At 63.3% G+C, this 26,755-nt stretch carries 19 protein-coding genes and 2 pseudogenes; 11 read left to right on the plus strand and 10 right to left on the minus strand.

What is annotated here, in order from left to right:
- Positions 1–15: 15 nt before the first annotated feature.
- From P0204_RS17075 to P0204_RS17105, 7 genes are all read right to left on the minus strand, one after another.
- Positions 16–720 (minus strand): ABC transporter ATP-binding protein, encoded by a 705-nt coding sequence (locus tag P0204_RS17075; RefSeq protein ID WP_276223935.1) that lies wholly within the window; start codon positions 718–720, stop codon positions 16–18.
- 128 nt (positions 721–848) lie between these two features.
- On the minus strand, positions 849–1,727 hold the full coding sequence (locus P0204_RS17080) for a fumarylacetoacetate hydrolase family protein (protein WP_276223936.1): 879 nt from the start codon (positions 1,725–1,727) through the stop codon (positions 849–851).
- 90 nt (positions 1,728–1,817) lie between these two features.
- A complete protein-coding gene (locus P0204_RS17085; protein WP_276223937.1) occupies positions 1,818–2,708 on the minus strand; it encodes an SDR family oxidoreductase in 891 nt (296 codons plus the stop codon).
- A 1-nt stretch (position 2,709) separates the two neighbouring features.
- The gene (locus tag P0204_RS17090) at positions 2,710–4,209 is read right to left on the minus strand and encodes an aldehyde dehydrogenase family protein (protein ID WP_276223938.1); all 1,500 of its coding nucleotides are present in this window, start codon (positions 4,207–4,209) and stop codon (positions 2,710–2,712) included.
- Positions 4,210–4,302: 93 nt separating this feature from the next.
- Positions 4,303–7,389 carry an FAD-binding and (Fe-S)-binding domain-containing protein gene (locus P0204_RS17095; RefSeq protein ID WP_276223939.1) on the minus strand — a complete coding sequence of 1,029 codons (3,087 nt, stop codon included), beginning with the start codon at positions 7,387–7,389 and terminating at the stop codon, positions 4,303–4,305.
- A 601-nt stretch (positions 7,390–7,990) separates the two neighbouring features.
- Positions 7,991–8,758: an IclR family transcriptional regulator gene (locus P0204_RS17100; RefSeq protein WP_276223940.1), complete on the minus strand. Its 768-nt coding sequence runs from the start codon at positions 8,756–8,758 to the stop codon at positions 7,991–7,993.
- Between the two features lie 269 nt (positions 8,759–9,027).
- Positions 9,028–10,062 carry a galactitol-1-phosphate 5-dehydrogenase gene (locus P0204_RS17105; RefSeq protein ID WP_276223941.1) on the minus strand — a complete coding sequence of 345 codons (1,035 nt, stop codon included), beginning with the start codon at positions 10,060–10,062 and terminating at the stop codon, positions 9,028–9,030.
- A gap of 348 nt (positions 10,063–10,410) precedes the next feature.
- On the opposite strand from P0204_RS17105, the gene P0204_RS17110 reads away from it, so the two are divergent.
- The 6 genes from P0204_RS17110 to P0204_RS17135 all read left to right on the plus strand — a co-directional run bounded on the left by P0204_RS17110 (position 10,411) and on the right by P0204_RS17135 (position 17,139).
- The gene (locus P0204_RS17110) at positions 10,411–11,859 is read left to right on the plus strand and encodes an extracellular solute-binding protein (protein WP_276223942.1); all 1,449 of its coding nucleotides are present in this window, start codon (positions 10,411–10,413) and stop codon (positions 11,857–11,859) included.
- A gap of 42 nt (positions 11,860–11,901) precedes the next feature.
- Positions 11,902–12,834, plus strand: coding sequence for a carbohydrate ABC transporter permease (locus tag P0204_RS17115; protein ID WP_276223943.1), 933 nt, complete (start codon positions 11,902–11,904; stop codon positions 12,832–12,834).
- Positions 12,834–13,712 carry a carbohydrate ABC transporter permease gene (locus P0204_RS17120; protein ID WP_276223944.1) on the plus strand — a complete coding sequence of 293 codons (879 nt, stop codon included), beginning with the start codon at positions 12,834–12,836 and terminating at the stop codon, positions 13,710–13,712. The genes P0204_RS17115 and P0204_RS17120 overlap by 1 nt, the downstream gene beginning before the upstream one ends.
- An 84-nt stretch (positions 13,713–13,796) precedes the next feature.
- Complete coding sequence (locus tag P0204_RS17125; protein ID WP_276223945.1) at positions 13,797–14,969, plus strand: ABC transporter ATP-binding protein; 1,173 nt, start codon at positions 13,797–13,799, stop codon at positions 14,967–14,969.
- Between the two features lie 54 nt (positions 14,970–15,023).
- Positions 15,024–15,674 carry a class II aldolase/adducin family protein gene (locus P0204_RS17130; protein ID WP_276223946.1) on the plus strand — a complete coding sequence of 217 codons (651 nt, stop codon included), beginning with the start codon at positions 15,024–15,026 and terminating at the stop codon, positions 15,672–15,674.
- 4 nt (positions 15,675–15,678) lie between these two features.
- A complete protein-coding gene (locus tag P0204_RS17135; protein ID WP_276223947.1) occupies positions 15,679–17,139 on the plus strand; it encodes a rhamnulokinase in 1,461 nt (486 codons plus the stop codon).
- A gap of 46 nt (positions 17,140–17,185) precedes the next feature.
- On the opposite strand, the gene P0204_RS17140 is transcribed toward P0204_RS17135, so the two are convergent.
- Positions 17,186–17,959 carry an SDR family NAD(P)-dependent oxidoreductase gene (locus P0204_RS17140; protein WP_276223948.1) on the minus strand — a complete coding sequence of 258 codons (774 nt, stop codon included), beginning with the start codon at positions 17,957–17,959 and terminating at the stop codon, positions 17,186–17,188.
- Positions 17,960–18,068: 109 nt separating this feature from the next.
- On the opposite strand from P0204_RS17140, the gene dgoD reads away from it, so the two are divergent.
- From dgoD to P0204_RS17160, 4 genes and pseudogenes are all read left to right on the plus strand, one after another.
- Positions 18,069–19,220, plus strand: coding sequence for a galactonate dehydratase (gene dgoD, locus P0204_RS17145; protein WP_276223949.1), 1,152 nt, complete (start codon positions 18,069–18,071; stop codon positions 19,218–19,220).
- 39 nt (positions 19,221–19,259) lie between these two features.
- Positions 19,260–20,291, plus strand: a complete 1,032-nt coding sequence (locus P0204_RS17150) for an NAD(P)-dependent alcohol dehydrogenase (protein ID WP_276223950.1) — start codon at positions 19,260–19,262, stop codon at positions 20,289–20,291.
- Between the two features lie 529 nt (positions 20,292–20,820).
- The gene (locus P0204_RS17155) at positions 20,821–21,144 is read left to right on the plus strand and encodes a hypothetical protein (protein WP_276223951.1); all 324 of its coding nucleotides are present in this window, start codon (positions 20,821–20,823) and stop codon (positions 21,142–21,144) included.
- 98 nt (positions 21,145–21,242) lie between these two features.
- Positions 21,243–22,061, plus strand: a pseudogene (locus tag P0204_RS17160) (PAS domain-containing protein); the annotation flags it as partial.
- Between the two features lie 213 nt (positions 22,062–22,274).
- On the opposite strand, the gene P0204_RS17165 reads toward P0204_RS17160, so the two are convergent.
- Entirely contained in the window at positions 22,275–23,090 is an 816-nt protein-coding gene (locus P0204_RS17165) for an IS5 family transposase (RefSeq protein ID WP_276223952.1), read from the minus strand.
- 87 nt (positions 23,091–23,177) lie between these two features.
- Here P0204_RS17165 and P0204_RS17170 point away from each other — a divergent pair.
- Positions 23,178–25,418 (plus strand): annotated as a pseudogene (locus P0204_RS17170) (PAS domain-containing sensor histidine kinase); the annotation flags it as partial.
- Positions 25,419–25,524: 106 nt separating this feature from the next.
- On the opposite strand, the gene arsB reads toward P0204_RS17170, so the two are convergent.
- Positions 25,525–26,688, minus strand: a complete 1,164-nt coding sequence (gene arsB, locus P0204_RS17175; RefSeq protein WP_276223953.1) for an ACR3 family arsenite efflux transporter — start codon at positions 26,686–26,688, stop codon at positions 25,525–25,527.
- Positions 26,689–26,755: the final 67 nt, after the last annotated feature.

Here is a 26,755-nt window from a genome sequence, read left to right on the forward strand (position 1 = left end):
CGTTCGTTCTTCGAGTCAGGCTCCGAGGTACGACTCCTCGACGCGTTCGTCGCCTGCGAGTTCCGCCGCAGTCCCGGAGAGTGTCATCCGCCCGGTCTTGATGACGTAGCCCCGATCGGCCACCCGAAGCGCGTTGTAGATGTCCTGTTCGACCAGGAGCACGGTCGTCCCCTGCTCGTTGATGCGCTCGATCGCCTCGAACACGTCGTCGACGAGGACGGGTGCGAGCCCGAGACTCGCCTCGTCGAGCAACAGCAAGTCGGGATCGCTCATCAACCCGCGGCCGATGGCGAGCATCTGTTGTTCGCCGCCGGAGAGCGTGCCCGCGCGCTGACTGGCTCGTTCCTCCAGCCGGGGGAAGATCTCGTACACCGTCTCTAAGCGCTCGTCGATCTTGCTCCGGTCGATATACGCGCCGAGTTCGAGGTTCTCCCGGATGCTGCTGTCCGTGAATATCTCCCGGCCCTCCGGGACGTGTGCGATGCCTTTCCCGACGACGTCCTCGAAGGGCATCTCGCCGATGTTCTCGTCCCTGAACCGGACCTCGCCGGCTGTCGGCGTCAGGTCACCACAGATGGTCTTGAGCGTGGTCGTCTTGCCGGCGCCGTTCGCGCCAAGCAGCGCGACCGTCTCGCCGCGCTCGACGGAGAGGCTCACGTCCCACAGCACCTGGATGTTCCCGTACGACACGTCTATCGAGTCGACTTCGAGGAGTGCCATCGATTATCACGTCTTTCGTCGGCGGTTTTCTTAAGCCTACCCCTCAGCTTTCCCGGGTTGTGCCGGTGTCGCAACTGCGGACCGTGCGGAACCGCGAAGAAGTGGTACGAGCCGACCGCCGTCGTCGTCTACTCCTGGCCGCCCTTCTTGACGTCGGCCTCGGCGTAGCTCACGTCACGTTCGGTGACGTCGACGGTCATCGAGCCGACGGACTCGATCTCCGCGTCGATCGTGTCGCCGTCGGAGAGTTCGCTGACGCCCTCGGGCGTCCCAGTAGTGATGACGTCGCCGGTCTCCAGCGTCGCTCCCAGCGAGGCGTACTGGACGACGTCGGCACACGTATAGACCATGTCGCCAGTGTTCTCGTACTGGCGGCGTTCGCCGTTGAGTTGCAGTTCCATCTGGAGGTCCTGCGGGTCCTCGATCTCGTCGGCGGTCGTCACGCACGGGCCGATGACGGTGAACGTGTCGTAGGATTTCCGGTTCGAGCGGTCCTGATCGCCCCGCAGCGAGATGTCCAGCAGGATCGTGTAGCCGAAGATGTGGTCCCAGGCCTCCTCGGCGGGGACGTCTTTGATGTCTCCTTCCATGACGAAGGCGAGTTCGACTTCGTGGTCGGTCCGGCGGTCGGAGAAGGGGAGTTCGATGCCGTGATCCGGGCCGACGACGCTGGAGGGGGCCTTCAGGAAGTAGCCCTTGTCCTTGATCGAGAACCACTCGTCGGTGGTGATGTCCCGGTCCGAGAGCGCCTCTTCGATGTGGTTCTCGTAGTTCAGCGGGGCGGCGATGACCTTCCCGGGACGGCCGACGGGGGACCCCACCTCTACGTCCTCGATGTCGTGGTCGGGGTCGGCGTCGACGTACTCGCTGGCGTCGTAGTCGCCCTCGATGTACTCGACGAGTGGTTCGTCGGCGTCGATGCCGAGCCGGTCGTTCAGCGCGACGATGCCGGTACCGTCGTCTGTGAGCAGCCCTAACTGGCCGTCGTCGTAGCGGACGAATCGCATAGACGAACCATCGTCCGAGACCGGCATAAAAGATGCCTTTCTGTCCGGTCGGTGACCGGTGCCCGAACGCCGGGAGAGCGGGCCGCCCGCTCAGAAGTGGCTGTCCGTGCGGGTCAACTCCACGTCGGTGGCCACGTCCTCCCGGAAGTGGTCTGCCAGCGAGTCGAGGCTCCAGCCGTCTGGTTCCACGCCGACGGCCTCCGTGGCGGGATCCGTGAGCACTCCGACGCGGTCCCCGCCCGCGTAGAGGGTACAGCCGGTCACGTCCTCGGCGGCCTCGCTCGCGAGGTACGCGACCATCGGGGCCACCTTCTCCGGAGGCATCTCCTCGCGGGTGTACGGGCGGTGTTCCTCGGGGACGGTTTCGGTCATCCGCGTGTAGCCGTTCGGGACCAGTGCGTTGACCCGGACGTCCGAGCGGTACAGCTCCGTCGACACCGACCGGACCATCCCGAGGACGCCGGCTTTCGCGGCCGCGTAGTTCGCCTGTCCGAGGTTCCCGCGGGCGGCCCCGGCGCTGACCGCGAGATACGAGCGCTGGCGGTCGAACCCGCCGTCCTCGCCGGCCGCTTTCCAGTGGGCCGCGGCCGCCCGCAGCGGGGCGAACTGGCCGGTGAGGTTCGTCTCGACGACGGCCGTCCAGTCCTCGGGATCGAGTTTGTAACTCATCCCGTCCCGGAGGATGCCCGCGAAGTTCGCGACGAAGTCCAGTCGCCCGTGCTCGTCGACCGTCTCTGAGACGAGGCGTTCGGCGTACTCGAAGTCGCTCACGTCGCCGTGGTGGGCCGTCGCGTCGCCGCCCGCCTCACGGATGTCGGCGGCGACCGACTCGGGGACTGTGGGGTCGCTGCCCTCACCATCGACGCCGGTCCCCAGGTCGTTGACGACGACGGTCGCGCCGCGATCGGCGAGGTGGTGTGCGGCGGCCTCTCCGAGCCCGTTCCCGCCGCCGGCGACGACACAAACGGTTCCCGACAGCATCTCAGAAGGGGAACTCGCGGGCCTCGTGCTGGAGCGAGATCCACTTCTGCTCGGTGACCTCCTCGAGGAAGTCGTCGGTGTTGTAGCCGCCCACGCCGGAGGCACCGGTCCCGCTGAAGGGGACGTGCGCCTCGTCGTTGATCGGTTGGTCGTTGACGTGGATCATCCCCGTCTCCAGCCGCTGGGCGATGCGTTTGCCCGCGCCGACGTCGCCGGCGTGGACCGATCCGGAGAGCCCGTACTCCGTGTCGTTGGCGATCTCGACGGCTTCGTCGACGTCCGAGAACGGGATGACGGGGACGACCGGGCCGAAGTGTTCGTTACACGCCGCGGCCATGTCGTTTGTCACGTCCGAGAGCACGGTCGGCTCGACGACCAGCGAGTCCTCGACGCCGTCGACCTCGACTGTCTCGCCCCCGGTCTCTAGGGTCGCACCGGCTTCGACGGTCCGTTCGACGTACTCCAGGATCTCGTCGCGCTGTGACTCGTCGATGATGGGGCCGACGACGACGTGGTCGTGGGCGCTGCCCGCCGGCAGGTTCGCCGCCCGCTCGGTGATCCGTTCCACGTACTCGTCGTAGACGTCCTCGTGGACGAGATGGCGGTTGATGGAGATGCAGACCTGCCCCTGGTGGGCGAAGGAGCCGAAGACGCCGGCGTCGACCGCCTGGTCGAGATCGGCGTCGGCGGTGACGACGTGGGCGTTGTTCCCGCCCAGTTCCATCGCGGCCTCCGCGAGGTTCTCGCCGGCCGCGGCGGCGACGCGGCGACCGACTTCGGTCGACCCGGTGAAGGCGACGACGTCGCTCTCGTCGTGGCTGGCGACCGCGTCACCGATCTCCGAGCCACGGCCGGTCACGACGTTGATGACGCCGTCGGGGAAGCCCGCGTCCTCGAACAGCCGGGCGAACAGGAGCCCGCCCACGATCGGCGTGTTCGTGGCGGGCTTGACGACGACGGTGTTGCCCGCGGCGACGGCCGGGGCGATGGCCCGGGCCGAGAGGTTCAGCGGGAAGTTCCACGGCGAGATGACGGTGACGACGCCCTGTGGCTCGCGCTGGACGATGTTCTCCTTCCCGGGGATGTTCGACGCGGCGTGTTCGCCTCTCATCCGCCGTGGGAGGGTCGCAGCCTCGGCGATCTGGTCCTCGGCGAGGTGGACGGACGTCTCGCCCATCCCCTCGATCTGGCCGGCCTCCGTGGCCAGCAACTCGACGATCTCCTCGCTGTGTTCCTCCATCGTCTGCAGGAGGGTCTGGACGAGTTCCTCCCGGCCCGCCGGCGGTGTCTGTTCCCACTCGGTCTGTGCCGCGGCCGCCGCCTCGTAGGCCGCGTCGACGTCCGCCTCCGTGCCCCGCGGGACTTCCGTCACCGTCTCGCGTGTCGACGGGTCCGTCACGTCGAGGGTCTCCCCGCTCTCGCTTTCGACCCACTCGCCGCCGATGTAGTGGGTGCTCCAGTCGGCGTCGATGCTGTACCTGGACAGGCTGTCTTGTGCCATACTTCAACATATGGCGAACCAACCATGAAGATTTGGTGACACCGGTGTTATCGGCCCGCACTATCGGCTCCACCGAGGCCGAAGCGCCGTCGGTCAGCGATCGTGTCCGACCACGGCCGCGTCGAGTGCCTCGATCGGTGTCGGTGGCTCGTCCCGGTCGACGCCGGCGTAGGCCCCGTCGGTCTCGACAGCGAGGTCGGCCAGTTGGGTCCGACAGGACGCGCCGGGCGCGACGACCGACTCGGCCTCGCTCCCGGCCACCTGGCCTTCGAGCGTGTCCCCGATCGCCATGCTCATCGCGTGGTGTTCGGCCTCGTAGCCGAAACTGCCGGCCATGCCACAACAGCCCGAGTCCAACGGGTCGACCTCGTAGCCGGCCCGCCGGAGGACGCCGACCGCGTGGTGGTCCTTCCGGGTCGCCTTCTGGTGACAGTGGCCGTGGTACGCCAGCGAGCGCTCCGGGGCCTCGACTGTCAGCTTCTCGTCCAGCCGGAAGCTATCGAGGTACTCACAGACGCCGTAGCTGCTGGCCGCCAGCGAGGACACGTCCTCGCCCGAGAGCAGGTCCAGGTAGTCCGACTGGAGCATCACCGCGTCGCTGGGCTCGACGACGACGACGTCCCAGCCGTCCGCGACGCGGGGAGCCAGTGCGTCGACGGCCTCCCGGGCCGTCTCGCGGGTCGTGTCGACGAACCCTTTGGAGTACGACGGCCGCCCGCTGTCGGTCACGTCGGCCACCTCGACGTGGACGCCGGCGGCTTCGAGGACCCGAACTGCCGCCTTCCCGATGTCGGGGTGGCTGAAGTTCGTGTAGGTGTCGGGAAAGAGGACGGCCTTCCGGTCGGCCTCGGTCTCCTGAACCTGCGGGCCGCGCGCTGCGAACCAGTCCTGTAAGCTCTCCCGTTCGAACGTCGGGAGCGACCGCTCGCGGGCGATCCCGAGCGTCTTCTCCATCACCGCTCGTGCGCCCGGCACCTTCGGACCGAGGTTCGAGAGCGGGGCCAGCGCGCTCCCGACGCGGGCGAGCGTGTCGACGTTGGCGAACACCTTCTCGCGGAGGCCGGCCCCGTGCTCCTGGTGGTGGGCGTGTTCGACTTCGACTTTCAGCTTCGCCATGTCGACTTCGCTGGGACAGTCGTGCGCACACCCCTTACAGCCGATACAGAGGTCCATCACCTCGGTGACGAACTCGTCGTCGGTCGGGTCGTCGGGCAGGTCGCCGCTCATCGCCTGGCGGAGCATGTTCGCCCGGCCCCGAGTGGACGTGACCTCTTCGTCGGCCGCCCGGAACGTCGGACACATCACGCCCCCTTCGGACGCCTGGGTGCGACAGCCGCCACAGCCGTGACAGAGTTCGACCATCCCCTGCATCCCGTTCTCGTTGTCCCACTCCAGGGCGGAGTCGAAGCCGGCGTCGAACTCGTAGTCGGGATCGAACCGCAGGTTCTCGGTCAACGAGACGTCCCCACAGACCTGGCCGGGGTTCAACAGCCAGTCGGGGTCGAAGGCCGTCTTCAGGTCCCGGAACGCCTCCCAGAGCCGGTCGCCGTACAGTTTTCGGTTCCACTGGGTACGGGCGCGCCCGTCACCGTGTTCGCCCGACACCGACCCGCCGAACTCCACGACGAGGTCGGTAACGGCCTCGCCGATCGCCTCCATCGCGTCCAGATCGGTCTGTGACTTCGTGTTCACGAGCGGGCGAACGTGCAACACGCCCGGCCCGGCGTGGGCGTAGAAGGAGGCGAACGTGTCGTTTTCCTCCAGTACCTTCTGGAACTCGCTGACGAACGCCGGGAGGTGTTCGGGCGGGATCGCACAGTCTTCGAGGAAGCTGATGTGTTTCGCGTCGCTCGTTCGGCCCAGCAGAATCGGGAGACCGGATTTCCGGAGTTTCCAGAGTTCTTTGCGCTCGGTGGCGTCGTACGCCTCCAGCGCGTCGAAGGCGTAGCGGTCCGGGTCCGACTCTGTCTCGTCCTCCCCGTCGTCGCTATCGCTCGGGACCCGATCGGCCAGCAACCCGGCCACCTGCTCGCGGCCGTGGTCGTCGTCTTCGGCGTAGAACTCCACGAGTAGCGCGGCCCGCGCCCGGTCCGGGAGCCGCGCGGCCACGTCGGCGAACTCCGTCGTGTCCGACGCGAGGTCGATGAGCACGTCGTCGATGAGTTCGACGGCCGCGGGGTCGTGTTCGAGGACATGCTGGACGTCGCTGACCGCCTCGACGACGCTGTCGTAAGTCAACAGGGCGACCGACTTTGTCTCCGGGAGCGGTTCCAGCGTGACCGTCGCTTCGGTGACGATCGCCAGCGTGCCCTCGCTGCCGGCGAGCAACCGGGCGAGGTTGACCGTTCCCGTTTCGCCGTACTCGCCCTTGTACTCGGCGACCAGGCGGTCGAGGTTGTACCCCGAGACGTTGCGCTTGAGTTCGGGGTAGCGGTCGTCGATCTCGTCGGCGTGGCCCTCCAGCAGCGACACGACGCCCGCCGCGATCCGTGCTTCGAGGTCGTCGCTCTCCGGATCTGCCCGTTCCCGGAGCGTGTCGACAGACACCTCGCCGAACGTGGTGACGGTCCCGTCCGCGAGGACGACCTCACACTCCTGGACGTAGTGGTCGGTCTTCTCGTAGACCAGCGAGTGTGCCCCCGTGGAGTTGTTGCCGATTGCGCCGCCGACGGCACTCCGGTTGCCTGCCGCCGGATCGGGACCGAACGTCAGGCCGTACTCGGCGGCCCGGTCGTTCAGGTCCGCGAGCACCGTGCCGGCCTGGACACGGGCCTCTCGACTCTCGGAATCGAGTGACACGACAGCGTCCATGTGTCGTGTGAAGTCCAGGACGACCGCCTCGTTGACCGTCTGTCCGGCGAGGCTCGTCCCGCCACCCCTCGGCAGGACGGGGATCTCGCGGTCGGCGCAGTACGAGACCACGCTGGCCGCCTCCGCAGTCGATGTGGGGAATACTACGCCGATCGGCGTCACCTCGTAGGCACTCGCGTCCGTCGCGTACAGTTGGCGAGTGTAGGTGTCGAACCGGACCTCGCCGTCGATCCGGGCTTCGAGGTCGGAGACGAGGCCCGGCCGCTCCACGGACCCGCCGACGTAGTCGTAGTCCGCTCGGTCGTCGCTCGCCGTCGGGGCGAGTTGGATACCACCGTCTGTGGCGGCATCGCTATCGTCGTCGCGCATGTACGTTTCCCTGTGTGAACCAGTCACTTAATCCCCCCGTTGTCGGCCGCTGACTCGACAACAGCGATTCGGTGCTGGTCCCCCTCGTAAGCAGGACTCTTCACCGTCCCTCTCGGTTGTCCCGGCTGACGATACGGGTCCAGTTCTGCATGTTCGTCATGGCGATCGGATCGGCGAGGGAGGGGACGCTGTCGAGTTCGTACCGTCGCCTTTTCGTCGGATTCCACGCCCCATGGCGGTCCGTATTTATGACTGACCCCTCCCACGTTTAGAAAATATACCGGAAATAACCGTATCACCCCAAAGAAAATCTAAACTACTGGAGGGCAGACACCAATCTCGGAGAAAAACCCTCAAAAACGAAAAACAAATATAGATACGAAAATATAAGAAAAAATAGATCATATATGAATACAAATACGGATAATGAGAGTCATATATCGCGTATCGTATCTCGACTCCCGGATAACTGGCCTCGGTTCCGCTCCCCGAGTATCACTAGCCCATCTGTTATCCCCGCCTGGCATGATCTGAGTTCTTAGCCGACGAATCCACGCCGGTTAGAATAACGGATGTACCCTCGTTATTTGATGCACGCTGGTCACTGTCCTGTGAGATCGACCTGTATCGATTTGGCAGTGCTGAGGACCTGACCCGTGATGTCCTCTTCCAGGTATCGGCCGTTCAGTCGGTCTACCGGGCCACAGATGCCCAGCGCAGCGACGCGGTCGACATCGTTGTTCGTCACCGGTGAGGCGACACCCACGATCCCCTCGTACTGTTCTCCTCTGCAGAACGCTACGGTATCCTCCCGAACGCCTCGCAACGCGGCCTTGAGCTCGTCGTGTTGGGTTATCGTTGCGCTCGTCGGCTCGACCAGATCAGTCGCTGCGAGGATCTCGTCGACGCGTTCGTCGGAGAGCGATGCCAGAATCGCTTTTCCCGGTGCGTTCACGTGTAGCGGGAGTCGCTGCCCCTCGTGAAAGCGGGGTGACCATCCCTCACCAGCCTCCGCGATGTAGACCGGGACTCCCGAGTTCTCCTCCAGGACGAACAGCACTGTCGTTTCGCCCGAGGCGGCCGCGAGGTTGTCGAGATGTCGGCGTGCGGACTCGTAGAGCGGCATCGCTGTCCGCGTGCGCGAACCGAGATCGAGGGACCTGAGCGAGGGTTCGTACCGGTCGCCCCGTTTGATCACGTAGCCACGAGTCCGTAACGTCGAGAGGTGATTGTAAGCGACGCTCTTCGAGACCCCGAGACGATCGGCAAGTGCCGTCACACCCATCGGGTCCGCCGAGTCGACGAGTGTTTCGAGCAGATCCAGCGACGTTTCCGTCGAGTCGATCGTGTAGCCTGGTGTCTCGCTCATATTTCCTCATCGTACGGTTCCGACCGGTATAACTCTGTTCTTTAGAACAGAACGAGCTTCGAGTGACAACTGTCCACCCCTCGTCTTCATATCATGAATGACTATGTAGAACATGTTTGTACGCAGTATTTGGCGTGAAATCATATCGTTCTTGAGAGCAGAACGGGTCCGGGGACCGAGAGGTCCCGGTGACGACTGGGCAGCGTCGCTATCGACTCCCAACCATTGCGAACAGTAGAGCACCGGCGTGGTGAGCAGAACAGTCCCGCTTAGCCGTCGATACCGGGGACGACGACTTTCTTCAGTCCCTCGCCGTTTTCCATGCGGTCGAACGCGGTGGGGAGGTCGTCGAGCCCGATCCGTTCGGTGATAAGCGTCTCAGCGTCGATACGGCCGTGCTGGAGCAGCGTCACCGCCCGTTCGAAGTCCTCGACGGTGAGCGAGAACGATCCGCGGTAGTCGACCTCGTCGAAGAAAATGTCGAATGGGCTGACCTCCATCGTCGCCGCTTGGTCGGGTACACCGAACACGAGGGTCGACCCGCCCTCTGCGGTCACCGCGTTGGCCTGTTTGATCGTCGGAACCAACCCGATCGCTTCCGCGGCGACGTCGACCTTACCGCCGGCGGCGTCGGGGATGGCCGTCTCGGGATCTTCCTCGTCGGGGTCGACGACGATGTCCGCGCCGAGTTCGGCGGCCAGTTCACGCCGCTCGTCGTCGGGTTCGGAGACGACGATAGGGGCGGCACCGGCGTTGCGGAACGACTGCAACAATAGGAGTCCGATCGGACCCGCGCCGATGATTGCGACGCTATCGCCCGGCGTGAGATCGGTCTGCTCGACGCCGTGGAGACAACAGGCCAGCGGTTCGGCCAGTGCGGCCCGCTCGAAGGACATGTCACCGATGTCCTCGACGTTGATCGCAGGGACGCGTACGTACTCGGCGAACGCGCCGTCGAGGATCGTCTCGCCGGCCCCACCGATGCTCGTGTTGTTCTCACAGAGGTGTGTCTCGCCGCGCTTGCAGTACGAACAGGCGTTACAGGGGACGGTCGGGTTGATCGCGACGCGGTCGCCGACGTCGAACGTCTCGACCGCCGTCCCGACCTCCGTGATGGTTCCGGCGCTCTCGTGGCCGAGGACCAGCGGAGTCGGCGCGGCGAACGTCCCATGATACATGTGATAGTCGGTCATGCAGACACTACAGGCACCGACTTGGACGAGGACTTCGTCGGCCTTCGGCTCGGGACGATCCCGTTCCTGGACTTCGATCTCTCCGACGCCCGTGAGTGTGGTCGCTCGCATTACTGCCCCTCCACGGTGAGTCCGGTATCTGCGATGGTTCGGTGCTGTGTTGAGATGCGTTTCTCTCTGGTCATGATAGCTAGTGGTCGGTCAGACTACCGTCAGTGGCTCGGCGTCGAACCCCGGCGAGTACCGACACTCGATCAGAGCGACGCCGTGGACCGTTTGGCTGACTTGTGCTGTCGTCCCGTGGCTTCGAACCAACTGTTGACTGACCCTCTATTAAAATCTTTTCACGGTTCGGCCCGGAACTCCCCGGACTTCGGTCGCTCACAGAGCCGATCAGTGCCGAAGAAGGGGATAGGTTTATTATGCATGAACTTTGTTGCTAAACCGAGGCAAGTCAGAATGACTGAGCGCAACAGGCGGAATTTCATCAAAGCGACAGGTGTCGGACTGCTCGGCGGCCTCGCGGGCTGTACGCGAGGGGGCTCGAACGGTTCGGGGGACGGATCGAGTAGTGACGGATCGAGTAGCGGCGGTTCGGGCGGTAGCTCGACCGATACCGGAACTGGCTCCGACGGCGATCTCGCTATCCCGCTCGAAGAGTACCAGAGCGCCGACATCGATTGGCGACAGTTCGAAGGGTCACAGATCAACATCGGTGCCGTCCAGCACCCGTGGGTGTCGGCGATCAAGCCCGCGGTGCCCGTCTTCGAGGAGCTGACCGGCATCGAGGTCGTCTGGAACGTCCTCCCGGAACAGCAGTTCCGGACCAAGCGCCAGACCGATGTCAGTACTGGAGCCGGCCAGTTCGACATCTTCTACATGGATCAGGTGGTCAACCAGTTCCGCGAGGAAGGCTGGATCCAACCCCTCGACCCGTACTTCAACGACAGCAGTCTGTACGACGAGGAGTGGTACCAGCCCGACGACCTCTTCGAGGCGTCGAAGTGGCAGGCCCACGGCGGGGGCTACAGCGACACCTGGACGGGTATCCCCATCACCGTCGAGGTCCAGACACAGTTCTACCGGACGGACCTCTACGAGAAACACGACCTCGAAGTGGCGGAGACGCTCGAACAGTTCCGCCAGAACGCGCAGACGATCCACGAAAACGAGTCCGACGTGGTCGGGACGGTCGGTCGCGGCCAGAAGGGGTACGGGATGAACATCTACATCCTGAACACGTTCCTGCGCGAGTACGGCGCAGAGCTCTGGACCGAGTTCCCGTCCGACTCGGGACTCGACTCCGAGGGCGTCATCCAGGCGGCGGAGTGGTACACCAGCCTGCTGCAGGACTACGGCCCAGAGGGCGCGTCGACCCAGACGTGGTCCGACGTTCTCGCCACGATGCAGGAGGGACGAGCGGGCCACATCGTCGCCGACGCGAACCTGTTCTGGCCGGGTCTGACCGGTGAGGACTCCCAGGTCGGCGACAATATCGGTATCGCGAAAGCACCGAAGCCCGCCGACGGGACGTTCTCGCCGAACGCGTTCAACTGGCAGATCTCCACGTCGAAGAACGCCTCGAACTCCGAGCAGGCGTTCCTGTTCATGCTGTGGGCGTCCTCGCAACCGACCAACACCTGGATGCACCTCGAAAACGAGGCGGCGTTCTCCGTGCGCCAGTCGGTCTGGGAGAACGACGAGTTCCGCTCGCGGGTGGGGGACGACTTCGCACAGGTCACGCTCGAATCCCTGCAGGCGGCCGCACCGGACCCGTTCGACCGGAAGTACCCCGAGTGGGGCCAGCGCTACTCCGAGGAACTGCAGCGTGCGATCGCCGGCCAGAAATCCGCCGAGGAAGCGATGACGCGGGCCGCGGAAGTCGCCGAAGACATCTACAGCAACTAACGTATCACACCGAGCCAGCATCATGAGAACACTTCGAAACCCATGAGCACACCAACGCAGACAGAAACGGCGAACCAGACGGCCCTCGGTAGACTCCGGGACCTCTGGAACGACTACCTCCCGTACTGGTTCATGGCACCGATGGTGCTGGTGATGGTGATGATCACCTTCTTCCCCGGTGCCTACGACCTCTATCTCAGCGTGATCGCCGAGCCGACGTTCAACGTCTTCGAGGCGGAGTTCGTCGGCCTCCAGCACTTCGAGACGGCCTTCACCCGGGGCGGCGCGTTCCACTCGTTCGTCATCACGATCACTGTCGTCGTCAGCGCGCTGGCTCTGGAGACGCTGCTCGGGTTCGTCCTCGCCGCACTCGTCGCGGGGGTCGACTCCGGCCGTATGAAGGGGTTCTACCGTGTGCTGTTCATCATCCCGATGGCGGTCGCACCCGTCTCGCTGGCGACCATCGGTCGGCTCATGCTGAACAGCGAGATCGGGATCATCCCGTACGTGATCGAGACGGCGACGCCGCTTGCGGCGCCGAACTTCCTCTCGGAAGTGCCGCTGTTGACGGTGATCCTGTTGGATACGTGGAACTGGACGCCGTTCATGTTCATCATCTTCTACGCCGGCCTCTCGTCGGTGCCGGATACGCTGGTCGAAGCGTCGCGAGTCGACGGCGCGCCCCTGTGGCGACGGTACGTCCACGTCATCATCCCGTACATGAAGCCCGTGGTGTTCGTCGCCACCCTCATCCGGCTCATCGACCTGTTCCGTACCTTCGGCGTCGTCTACGGGCTGACCAACGGCGGCCCGGGGACGGCGACCCAGCTCGTGAGTATCAACATCTACGAACAGATGTTCATCAACAACCAACTGGGCGTGGCCGCGGCGATCGCCATCGTCTACCTCGTACTCGTGGTGGCACTCTGTAACATCATCATCGCGAAGGTCGGCTTCGAGGGGGTGTGGGACTGATGGCGACCTCCGATCCCGACGCCGCGATCGGCTCGCAGCGACTCGACAAGGAGACGCGGGAGAGGCTCGTCACGGTCGCTCGCCACACGATCCTCCTGGGATGGTCCTTTGTCGTTCTGTTCCCGCTGTACTGGCTCGTCTCCATGTCGTTGAAGCCGCCGGGACAGGCAAACTCGCTGCCGCCGGACTGGATCTTCCTGCCGACGGTGTACAACTACATCCAGTTGGTCCAGCAGTCCGATTTCGTCGCCGCCTTCGCCAACAGCGTGATGATGGTGTCGGCGTCGGTCGTGATCGTCTTGCTGATCGGCGTGCCCGCGGCGTACGTGCTCTCGCGGTACGACATCCCCATGGAGCGGGACGTGCTCGTGTGGATTCTCTCCTCGCGGATGCTCCCGCCCATCGCCGTCGTCATCCCGTTTTTCGTCATCTTCCGGGCGCTGAACCTCTTCGACACCCGGATCGGGATGGTGTTGATGTACGTCAGCATCAACCTCTCGCTGGTCGTCTGGGTGATGAAGGCCTTCTTCGACGGCATCCCCGAGACCTTAGAGGAGGCCGCACGCGTCGACGGCGCGACGCAGTTCCAGGGCTTCCGGAAGGTGGTCCTGCCCGCAGCGAAACCGGGGATCTTCTCGGTGGCCATCATCAGCTTCATTTTCGCCTGGATCGAGTTGCTGTTCGGCCTCGTGTTGACGAGCTTCGAAGCGGTGCCGGTGACGCTGTTCGTCTACTCGTTCATCGGCTCTCGATCCATCGAGTGGTCGCTGCTAGCGGCCGCCTCGACGGCGATGATCGTTCCCGTCGTCGTCTTCCTCGTGGCGGTCAACAAGTATCTCGCCGCCGGACTCAGCTTCGGTGTGGTGATCAAAGAATGAGCACGACTCCGGTCGAGGACACGCACTGCTCGCGAACCACGCCCCTGCGGCGGCGGGAAACAGCCGCACAACGGAGGCAACATAATGGCTAAAATCACGGTAGACGACGTCACGAAACGGTTCGGAGAGGGAGACGAGTCAGTCGTCGCAGTCGACGACGTCTCCCTGGACATCAGAGACGGCGAGTTCGTCGTCTTCGTCGGCCCGTCCGGCAGCGGGAAATCGACGCTCATGCGGATCGTCGCGGGACTGGAAACACAGAGCGAGGGCGACGTGAAGATCGGCGATACCGTCGTCAACCAACTCGGGCCGCGTGCGCGTGACATCGCGATGGTGTTCCAGAACTACGCGCTGTACCCGAACATGACCGTCGAGGAGAACATGTCCTTCGGTCTGAAGATGTCGACGGAGCTGTCCGACGACGAGATCGAGGAGACGGTCACCTCGGCGGCCGAGATGATGGACATCGGCGAGTTACTGGATGACCGCCCCGGGCAGCTCTCCGGTGGCCAACAACAGCGCGTGGCGCTGGGCCGTGCCATCGTTCGGGACCCGAACGTCTTCCTGATGGACGAACCGCTCTCGAACCTCGACGCGAAACTCCGGGCGGAGATGCGTACCGAGATCAACCGCCTCCAGAGCGAGTTGGACGTCACGACACTCTATGTCACCCACGACCAGACGGAGGCGATGACGATGGGTGACCGACTGGTCGTCCTCAACTACGGCGAACTCCAGCAGATCGGGACGCCCCTGGAGTGTTTCTACCGGCCGGCCAACCAGTTCGTCGCCGGGTTCCTCGGGTCCCCGTCGATGAACTTCTTCGAGGGCCACGTCGAAGGCGGGACCCTGCGTGCCGACGGCTTCGACTTCGATCTGACCGAGCGGATGCAGACCTCGGTCGACGACCGGAGTTCACTGGTGCTGGGTGCCAGGCCGGAAGATATCGTGCTCCACGACGAACCCACCGGCGGCCACGAGTTCGTGGCAGAAGTCGACGTCGTGGAACCGATGGGGAGTATCTCGTACGTCTACCTGCGTGCCGTCCAGCAAGACCGCGAACAGACGTTCATCGTCGAGACGGACGGCCAACGCCTGATCAAGGAAGGGGCGGAGGTCTACATCGAGATCCCCGACGAAGACGTCCATCTCTTCGATGCGAACACCGGTGTGACGATCCACCAGCGGAAACTCGACGCCGATATCGAGTTCGCCCTCGAAGAAGGCATTCAGACCGCCGACAGTTCCGCGGACTGAGCACCGACGGGCAGTCACACCCACACAGCAACTATCTACGCACAAACAACGCCAATGACACAGAATATCCCCCACTACGAGACACGTAACGCAATCTGCGAGTACGGACGGAGCCTGCTCGAAGACGACCTGACGACCGGGACCGGCGGCAACCTCAGTGCCCGCCTCGACGAGGACCATATCGCGATCAGCCCCTCCGGAGTCCCCTACGAGGAGATCGCCCCCCCGGACGTGCCAGTCGTCCGTACCGACGGGACCGTCGTCGAGGGGGAGATCGATCCGTCGACGGAACTGCCGATGCACCTGGAAGTGTACGAACAGCGACCGGACGTCGGTGGCGTCGTCCACACCCACTCGCCGTACGCGACGACGTTTGCCTCGCTCGGCGAGGCGATTCCGGCCTCACACTACCTGCTCGCCTTTACCGGCACCGAGGTGCCCGTCGCCGAGTACGAGACACACGCGACCCAGGACCTCGGCGACGCAGCCGTCGAGGCCCTCGGTGACTCGTACAACGCGACGCTCCTGCGTAACCACGGCGTGTTGACCGCCGACGACTCGCTGGAGGACGCCTACACCGTGGCGCTGATGGTCGAGTACTGTGCGCGCATCCACCACCAGGCGCGTGCGATCGGCGATCCGGAGATCCTGCCCGACGAAGAGATCGATCGGCTCCGCGGGAAACTCGACAGCTACGGACAGTGACCCCATGAACCACGTCGCCATCGATATCGGTGCCAGCGGCGGCACTGTGTATCTCGGGAGCGTGACGCCGACTGCCTTCGATGTCAGGGAGGTCCACCGGTTCGACAACCGCCCGGTCGAACGGGACGGCCGGTACGTCTGGGACCTCTCGGCGCTCCGTGAGCGGATCGTCGAGGGGATCGAGATCGCGGCCGAACAGGCAGACGGTATCGATACCGTCGGCGTCGACACGTGGGGACTCGACTTCGGCCTCCTCTCGGACGGTTCGGTCCTCCGAGATCCGGTCTCCTACCGGGACCCGGACGCGACGGCGACTCGGGAGGAGCTGTTCGACGCGGTCGGCAAACGCCGGCTCTTCGAGGCGACCGGCATCACCAACTGGAACACGCCGAACACGCTCTGGCAACTCCACACGCTCGCTGAGCGCGAACCGGAACTGCTCGAACGGGCCGACAGTCTGTTGATGATGCCCCAGCTCCTGACGACGCTGCTCGGCGGCCGACAAGCCGGCGAGGTGACGGTGGCCTCGACCACCCAGATGGTCGACCCGAGCGAGCGGTCGTGGGCGACGGGCCTGCTCGAGGAGCTGTCGCTGCCGACGGAGATCCTCCCGCCGCTCGAGGAACCCGGTCAGCGACTGGGACCGATCGCCGACGACGTGGCCGAGCGCATCTCGGCGACGCCCGAACTCGTCACGCCGGCCAGCCACGACACGGCGGCGGCCGTCGCGGGCCTCCCGCTGGACGGGGACGCCGCCTTCCTCAACACTGGGTCGTGGTTCATCCTCGGCGTCGAACGCGACGAGCCGATCCGGTCCGACGCGGGCTTCGAACACGCCGTCTCGAACGAACTCGGCGTCGACGGGACCGTTCGCCTCCTGCAGAACGTCAACGGGTTCTTCCTGCTCGAAGAGTGCCGCGAGGCGTGGCGGGCGGCGGGCGAGCCGGTCGCGTACGACCACCTGCTGGATGCCGCCCGGAACGCCCCCCCGCGGGCCGCGCTGGTCGACCCGGACGCCGAGGCGTTCGGTATCGACGCGCCGATGCCCGACCAAATCCGGGAGTACTGCCGCCGGACCGACCAGCCGGTACCGACCGGCCAGGGCGGTATCGTCCGCTGTCTCCTCGACAGTCTGGTGACGAAGACGGCACTGGAACTGGAGGGACTCGCCGCCGTCGTCGACGATCCGCCGTCCAGCATCAATCTCGGCGGCGGTGGCGTCCGGAACGAACTGTTCTGTCGACTGCTCGCCGACGCGACCGACCGCCCGGTCGTCGCCGGGCCGGTCGAGGCGACAGCCATCGGGAACCTACTGACCCAGGCACTCGCTGTCGACACTGTGCCTGATCTCGCGGCGGGTCGCCGACTCGTCGAGTCGGCCTTCGAGACGACGCGGTACGAGCCCACAGACACCGACGGGTGGGATCGTGCGAAAACACGGATGACCGACCTCCCGTCGGCGTAACTCCGCAGCGTCTTTCTCCGCCCTCGAAACGTAACTATCCGATCCGTTACCGGGAGGTGTACCCACCGTCCATGACGACGGTCGAGCCGGTCATGTACGACGAGGCGTCCGACGCGAGGTAGACGACGAGTTCTTTGAGTTCCTCCGGCCGCCCGAGCCGTCCGATCGGCGTGTTCTCCAGCCAGGTCTCCTCCATCTCCGGGTTCTCGGCCAGCACCTCGTCGACGAGTTCCGTGCGCATGTACCCCGGCGCGACGGCGTTGACCCGGACGCCGCGGTCCCCCCATTCGACGGCTAGCGACTGGGTCAACATCCTGACCCCGGCTTTCGTGGTGTTGTAACTCACTTGCTTCTGTGGGACGTTGACGTCGAAGCCGGACATCGACGAGATGTTGACGATGCGTCCCTCTCCCCGGTCGAGCATCTGCTGGCCGACGTGTTTGGCACAGAGGAAGACCCCGTCGAGGTTGACGGCGACGACACGTCGCCAGGAGTCGATGCTCGTCTCCTCGGCCGGCGAGTTCTCGACGATGCCCGCGTTGTTGACGAGCACGTCGATCGGACCCAGGCGGGCAGTCACGTCGTCGACCATCGCTTGGACGGACGCCTCGTCGGTGACATCCACCTCGGTCGCGACGACATCGGTTTCGCCGTCGAGTTCGGCCGCCGTCCGCTGGGCTTTCTCCTCGTTCACGTCGGCGATAGCGACGTCGGCACCCATCTCGGCGAGGCCGCTGGCCATCTGCTTCCCGAGTCCCTGTGCTGCGCCGGTGACGATAGCCGTCTCTCCGTCGAGGGAGAAACTCTCTAGTAGACTCATGCTAACAGTCGTGGTAGCGATTTCCACGATTATAAAACCACACACTGGCGGGCCAGTGACCGCGTCGCTGACCTGCTGTTTCAAGTGTGTACTGTCCGATGTGGGATGCATGCAAATCACCGATTACGAACTGTTCGCCATCCCGCCCCGGTGGTTACTGCTCAAGTTGGAGACCGACGAGGGGGTCGTCGGCTGGGGCGAGCCGATCATCCAGGGGCGACTGGAGACGGTTCGGGCAGCCGTCTCGGAACTCGTCGAGGGGTATCTGTTGGGGATGGACGCGCTTCGGACGGAGTATCACTGGCGGAAGCTCTACCAGAGTGGTTACTTCCGTGGCGGGCCGATCCTGATGAGCGCGCTCGCCGGCATCGACCAGGCGTTGTGGGACATCAAGGGGCGCCACTACGATACTCCGATCCACGACTTGCTTGGCGGCCACGTCCGCGACCGGATGCTCGTCTACCAGTGGATCGGTGGGTCCCAGCCCGACAAGATCGCCGAATCCGCGAAACAGGACTACGCACGGGGCTATCGTGCGTTCAAGCTCAACAACCCTCGGGAGTTCCGGCCGATCGAGACGACCGCGGCTGTCGATCGAGTCGTCGATCGGATCGCCGCACTCAGGGGGGCAGTCGGGAGCGACGCGTTCGTCGGTGTGGATTTCCACGGCCGCGTCTCGAAGCCGATGGCGATGGAACTGCTCCGACGATTGGAATCGTACAACTTGATGTTCGTCGATCAACCGTTGACACCCGAACACGGGGAGGCATACGGCACGCTCAACGAGCAGACCAGCATCCCCCTTTCGACCGGGGAACGGCACTACTCCCGATACGACTTCAAATCACTCCTCGTCGACGACGCCGTCTCCGTCGTCCAGCCGGATGTCACACACGTCGGCGGCATCAGCGAACTGCGAAAGGTCGCTTCGCTGGCGGAGACCTTCGACGTGGCCGTGGTCCCACACTGTCCGCTCGGTCCCGTCGCGTTCGCCGCCAGTTTGCAGGTCGGCTTCACCTCCCAGAACGTCGTCATGCAGGAACAGGATCTCACACTCCACGAGCCCGAGTCGAGTCAGCGGTTGGCGCTGCTGGAAGACCCCGAGCTCTTCGAGTTCGACAACGGGTACGTCGAACGGCCGACCGGTCCCGGGCTCGGGATCGAAATCGACGAAGCGTACGTCCGGGAGAAAGCCCGGTCGGATGTCAACTGGTACAACCCGGTGTGGCACCACGAGGACGGCAGCATTGCCGAGTGGTGACCCCGTGTATTTTTGTTGCCGTAAGACGTGCCCACGACTATGCGTACTGCCGTCTTAGTCGAGCCTACGGAGTTCGAACTCGAAGACCGCTCCAGACCGTCACCGGGTCCCGATGACGTCCTCGTCGCCGTCCACGATGTCGGTATCTGTGGGTCGGACGTCCACTACTACGAGCACGGTCGTATCGGCGACTACGTCGTCGAGGAGCCGCTCGTCCTCGGGCACGAGAGCGCCGGGGAAGTCGTCGAGACCGGCGAGAACGTCACGGGGCTGGATGTCGGCGACCGGGTCGCCCTCGAACCCGGCGTCCCCTGTCGCCGTTGTCCCCACTGCAAACGGGGCGAGTACCATCTCTGTGAAGACGTTACGTTCATGGCGACGCCACCTCACGACGGCGCGTTCACCGAATACGTCGCGTGGCCGGCGGATTTCGCGTACAAGCTGCCCGATTCCGTCTCCACCGCCGAAGGAGCCCTCTGTGAACCCCTCTCGGTCGGTATCCACGCCTGCCGTCGGGGGAACGTCGGCACGGGCGATACGGTACTGGTCACCGGGGCCGGCCCGATCGGTCTGATGGTGATGGAGGCCGCCCGCGCCGCCGGTGCGACAGACATCGTCGTCACCGATGTCGTCGCCGAGAAACTGGCCGTCGCCGAGCAGCGAGGGGCCGATCTCACGATCGATGTCACCGAGACGGACGTCGAAACAGCCGTCGACGAGTACACCGACGGCGTCGGTGCGGACGTCGTCGTCGAAGCCTCCGGAGCCGACTCGTCCATCCAGTCGACGGTCGATACCGTCCGGCGTGGTGGGACCGTCGTCCTCGTGGGACTGGCCGACGAAGCCACGGTCCCGCTCGACGTGTTGGCGCTCATCGACAACGAGATCGATGTCCACGGCTCCTTCCGGTACAAGAACACGTACGACGCGGCCGTCGAACTGCTCGCAGACGGCGTGGTTGATGTCGAGGGCATCATCGACTTCGAAACGTCGCTCGAAGCGATCGACGACGCCTTCCACCGAGCGATGGAACCGACCGTCCTGAAAGGAATGATCTCGGTGGATTCCTGACGATCACCCAGCCGACCGCATCGCCTCACAGCTATCGTAGCCCGAAGACCAACCATACCCGATCGAACGACAACAGCGTGACCGGTTCGGAAACCTGTCCGATTGTTCCGATCCCCCCACGGAGGAGTCACCTTCGGGTCCATTGCGGACGACCCAGGACGATCCTTCGGCTGTGCCTCTTCCTACCTATATGGAAAAATTAGACTTACGACAAATAGAGAATCAGAATAGCCTCATATAGAGCTGCAACTTAAAAACTCTGAGTAAAAAATACGGTAAAGTAGGGAAAATTTCGTTAATAGATCTAGTATCGCGGAATATAATTCCACTAGCCCCTAGATACACTTTGATACCGAGTAGTAGTCACGTAACTATCCGTATTGGCTGACGGTCTTCACAAATATGGAAGCAACCAGTCAGGAACGACCAATCATTTACGATGCTCCTCTCGGAATGTTCCAACCGGCCACGCGGAAGAACAGACCATCCAGCTGAGATTTTATATCGGTCTCGTTCGAGTAACCGACCGATGACCGATTGGGAACGTGTGAGACGAGAACTCGAGGCGGCGGGTTATTCTGGATTCGAGTTCGACAGCGGCAATACGGCCGTGCCGGGGCTGTCCGGTGAGTGGGTATCCGGGACCATCCCACGCGAGGGAGGACTGAAACACGAGAATCAACCACTCTGGATACGGATTCTCGCCCTCCCGGGGCGTAGTGCTGTGGAAACTGACCCGGACAATGCCCCGGAAAGCATACGCAACATCGCTACTCGACACGGCCTGGAAGTCATCATAATTAGCGTCACTGCCGACGAGGCACGTCTCGCACTCTGCGAGTCCTCGGAGTGACGTGCACCCACGTCATCGGAACTTCGGGATTCGGTCACAACTCCTGTCGTGTGAACTTTTCCCAAATACCTTTTGCGCTCCTCAAGCGTATCTGCAGTATGGCTGACTTCGTGGAGGCTCCCGCCGTTGGGTTGGAGAGCACACAGATACGTGTGCTTCACGTCGACGATGATCCGGATCTCGCTGAGATGGCTGCGACGTTCGTCGAGAGCGCGGACGAACGGTTCGCTGTCGAGACGGCTCCGAGTGCCGGCGAGGGGCTAGAACGGCTCGCTGACGAGGAGTTCGACTGCATCGTCTCTGATTACGAGATGCCGGGACAGGACGGAATCGCCTTCCTCGAAACCATCCGTGCGGAGTATCCGGATCTGCCGTTTATTCTCTATACCGGCAAAGGGAGCGAGGAAGTCGCCAGCGAAGCGATCTCCGCCGGCGTGACGGATTACCTGCAAAAAGAGACGGGGACCAGTCAGTATACGGTCCTCGCAAACCGGATCGCAAACGCTGTCGAACAGTACCGGTCGAAACACGAGATCGAAGCCAGCCGCAAGCGCCTGTCGCTGTTTTTCGACCAATCACCGCTTGGCGTCATCGAGTGGAACGAGGCGTTCGAAGTCGCCCGCATCAACGAGCGAGCCGAAGAAATCCTCGGGTATACCGAGGACGATCTGGTGGGTGAGTCGTGGGAACGGCTCGTTCCCGAGTCCGACCGCGAGCAGGTTGCGGATATCGTTTCGAACCTCTTAGCGGCCGAAGACGGGTATCACAGTATCAACGAGAACGTCCGCGAGGACGGTGAGCGGATCGTCTGTGAATGGCATAACCGGGTCGTCACCGACGACGCCGGGGAGACCGTGGCGATCTTTTCACAGTTCCGCGATATCACGGACCGGAGAGAACGCGAGAAAGAACTCGAACTGCCTTGTTTAATCACAAGACAACGGCCGGATAGGGCTACTCAGACACATTTTCACAGCGTCAGCGGCACAATTTCGGGACCAGACGATGCAGTAGCTGTCACTACTGGTGCTTGGTGAATGATCAGAACTATGGCATTTTGTTCCCACGGTCAAGTGACGACGGCGATACCTCTCCTGGATATGTCCGGAGAAGGGGAGCAGGCGGCGAGCCTAACTCGCCGCCTGCGTTAGGTTATGCACGATGCACTTGCGTGTGAGCTCCCGGAACTGGCCGTGCCAGCTCCGGGAGCGGAGCTTCTCGCCGTCGTCTTTCTTCAACTGCGAGAACCCGGTTTCACTCATCCAGCGCTGGTTGTAGTCCTCGTTCATTCGTGCATTGTGAGCTTTCTGTAGCGGTGTCTGCTCTCGGTGCTTGATCAACGGCCGCGTTGAGTTGGAGCGACACTCCTCACGGAGGTCGCTCCAAGAGTAGTTGGCGTCAGCAGACAACACACGCAGGTCTTCCGCGTTCCGGCGGAAGACCTGCATCCCAATATGGCCGTCCCACGCCTTCTGCGTCGTGTAATGAGTATCCTTGATTGCTAGCGTGTTCACGTCAATCAGAATCGTCGTCTTCATCTTCTGGAATGAGAAGTCTGCGCGGTCGCGGTAGTGGTAGCTCGTCTGATCGCGTTGGAAGCCACTTGCATCAATCGCTGCTTCACCGCTCCAGCCCGCCTGCTCCGCCGAAGTGCGGAGCAGGCGGCGGAGCTCACGCATCCGATACTCATCCTCCCACCGACAAATCGAGCTGTAGTGTGGAGCCTCCTCAAGGCCGAATACAGCTAAAATACCGGACATCTCGTTGAGATAGTCTTCAGTTTCTCGTAGACTCTTTTCCAGTTCGACACGGAACAGAATCAACGCTATCTGTGTCCACTCGGCGTACCCGTCCGCGCCTTCCGGCGCGGCGGGTACGTCAGGATCGTCTACGTGTTCTTTGGCAAGTTCTCGACACATCCACGCTAGCCGTCTGAGCGATACCATATCGCCAGACGGCGTCCATTTCCGGGTTAGCTTAACGGAATATTCCCGTCTGAGCGTCTGAGGCTGCCGCCATTAGCAGGCAAAACAAGGCAACTCGAACTCAAAGATCGGGCGATAAACGAATCCCCGGTCGGGATCACGATCTCGGACCCGTCCCGTGACGACAATCCGATCGTATACGCGAACGAACAGTTCGAACACATCACGGGCTACGCCGAGGCGGAGGTTCGCGGGCGGAACTGCCGGTTTCTGCAGGGTGAACAGACCGCTCGTGAGCCAGTGGCGGAGATGCGGACGGCGATCGATGCGGGTGAACCGGTCACTGTCGAACTGCGGAACTACCGTTCCGACGGGACCGAATTCTGGAACCGTGTCTCGATCGCGCCAGTTCGGGGTGACGACGGTGAGATAACCAACTGGGTCGGCTTTCAACAGGACGTGACTGTCAAGAAAGAGCGGGAACGCCGACTCCGACGGAAGGAGCGCCGCTACCAATCGATATTCAACGATCCGAACATCCTCGTCGGATTGATCGACACCGACGGGACGGTCATCGATATCAACCAGACGGCGATGGAGTATGTCGCTGCGACGCGTGCGGAGATTATCGGGACGCCGTTCCCGATAACCCCGTGGTTCGATCATTCGGCGGAGATCCAGCGGGACGTCCGCGAGTGGATCGAGCGTGCTGCGGGCGGGGAATACGTGGAGTTCGAGGCCGATCTCGTGGGGCCGAGCGGCGACCCGTATACGGTCGCGGGCGTCATCAGGCCGGTCACCAACGACGATGGAGAGGTCGTCTCACTGCTCATTTCCGACCGCGATATCACCGAGCGCAAGGAGCGGGAACGCAAACTACAGCGGTACGAGGCCTACCTCGAAGGATCGACTGATATCATTACGGTTCTCGATGACGACGGTACGATCACGTACCAGAGTCCCGCTGTCGAGCGGATATTGGGCTACAAGACGGACGAACTCATCGGCCAGAACGGGTTCGACTTCATCCACCCCGACGACGAAGCGGCGGTATTCGAGGAGTTTACCGACCTGATCGCTGAACCGAAAAACACCGTAACCGTTGAATGCCGCTTCAGAACAGCCGACGAGGGCTGGCGCTGGATCGAAATCCGAGGGACGAACTACCTCGACGACGACGCGGTTCGTGGGATCGTGGCCAACAGCCGGGACATCACCGATCGGCGGGAACGCGAGCAAGCCCTCACACAGCTCCAACAGCGGACAGAGACGTTGATGCAAACCACGACGGTAGAAGAGACCGCTCAAGTTGCCGTCGATACCGCACAGGACCTGTTGGGCGCTGAACTAAGCGGCTGTCACCTGTTGGGCGACGATCCGGATCGACTCGAACCGATCGCGTTTCTGGATGCTGCTCGGGAGGGGTCGAACGAACCGCCCACCTACGACCGGCAGGCTGACACCGACCCGCCCTCGAAGCTCGTCTGGGATACCTTCGAACGTGGCGAGCACCTCGTTATCGAGGATACACGCGAGTACGACGGGTTAGCCGAGGTGACGCCGACACGGAGTGCGGTCATCCATCCGCTGGGTGAGCACGGTGTGTTCATCGTTTCTTCGACAACGACAGACGCGTTCGACGAATCCGAGAAGACGGTCATCGAGATCCTTGCCACGGCGCTCACGGCCGCTCTCGACCGAGTCGAGCGTGAACAGGAGTTGCGACGCCAGATCGAGCGTCTCGACAAGTTTGCCAGTATCATCTCCCACGATCTCCGGAACCCGTTGAACGTCGCGACGGGACACCTCGAATTGGCCAGACAGGAGTGTGCGAGTGAGCACCTCGATGGTGTGAGCAACGCCCACGACCGGATGGAGGCGCTCATCGACGACATCCTGGCGCTCGCACGGGAGGGGAAACAAGAGTCCGAGTCGGAACCGGTCGATCTCGCAGCCGTGAGTACCGGCTGCTGGCAGACTGTCGCGACGGCGGACGCCACACTGGTCGTCGAGACCGAACGGACGTTCCAGGCGAACCCGAGCCGACTCCAACAACTGTTAGAGAACCTCTTCCGGAACGCGATCGAACACGGTGGCGCTGACGTGACCGTAACAGTCGGGGAGGTAGCGGACGGATTCTACGTCGCCGACGACGGGCCCGGAGTTCCCGAAGACGAGCACGACCGGGTGTTCGATCTGGGGTACTCGACTGCGGAGGGTGGCACTGGGTTCGGTCTGAATATCGTCCGGGAGATCGCCGATACCTTCGGGTGGGACATCCGGGTGACCAGTAGCGCTGCCGGCGGCGCACGGTTCGAGATCACCGGTGTCGGGGGAAGCGACGCCTGAACGGAGTGTTGTCGTCCCCTCCCGGTATCGCCGATATTCGGCCGAACGGTCAGCGGCAGCAAGCGACGACCGTCCGCTTGAAGAGTCACTGAACCGGGGCTGATCGTCAGTCGTCCTCCGGGGGCTTGGCAGCTGACGTGGTGTGTTGTCCGGTCGTGGCCCCACTCCAATCGAACGTACGCTGGAAGTACAGTGCGACGTTGACCAGCGCGAGCAACACCGGGACCTCGATAAGCGGCCCGACAACGGTGGTAAACGCGACGCCGGACCCGACACCGAACACCGCGACGGCGACCGCAATCGCGAGCTCGAAGTTGTTCGAGGCGGCGGTGAAACCGATCGCCGTCGTCGTCGAGTAGTCCGCTCCGATCCCTTTCCCCATCCCGAAGCTCACGAGGAACATCACGACAAAGTAGATCGTCAACGGGATGGCGATCAGGAGGACGTCACCGGGTGCAGCGACGATGTTCTCACCCTGTGTGGCGAACATTACGACGACGGTGAACAGCAGTGCGACGAGGGTCAGTGGATCGATCTTCGGGATCACCGCCTGGTCGTACCACTCCTCGCCTTTGGCTCGGATGCTGAGGTACCGTGTGAGGAATCCGCCGAGGAACGGGATCCCGAGGAAGATCACGATGGCCCGGACCACCTGCATCGGCGTCACGTCGAAGCTCTCGATCCCGGCGACGAGCGTCTCCATCCCGAGCAGTGGCGGCAGAAACAGCCCGAAGAACCAGACGTAGACACCGTAGGTAATGATCTGGAAGAGGCTGTTGAACGCGACCAAGCCGGTGACGTATTCGGTCGACCCCTCGGCGAGTTCGTTCCAGACGAGGACCATCGCGATACAGCGGGCCATCCCGATGAAGACGAGGCCGAGGAAGAACTCCGGACGGGCAGGGAGCCCAGGAACCAGTCCGCTGAAGAAAATCACCGCGAGCCCGAACATGAGCGTCGGCCCGATCAGCCAGTTCTGGACGAGGCTCAACCCCAGAACGCGCCAGTTGCTGAATACGGCTCGGAGTTGTGAGTAATCGGCCTTCGCCAGCGGGGGGTACATCATCGCGACGAGGCCGATCTCGACGAGATGAAAGCCCTGAATCGGCTGGGTCACCGAGGGAGCGACGAATCCGAGTCCGACACCGACAGCCATCGCACCGAGAATCCAGACAGTGAGGTACTTATCGAGAAAATCCATCGACCGTGGGTCGCCACAACTCTCACAGTCACAGTTCGGGCCGTGCTCGTGGACCTCGGCGTTACTCATCCGAGCCCTCTCGACGCTCGGGGAGTACTAGACAGTGGTGTGGTCCCGTGGTCTGTGTGCTACCGGT

It is taken from the genome of Haloarcula halophila (assembly GCF_029278565.1).
Classification (GTDB): Archaea; Halobacteriota; Halobacteria; order Halobacteriales; family Haloarculaceae; genus Haloarcula; species Haloarcula halophila.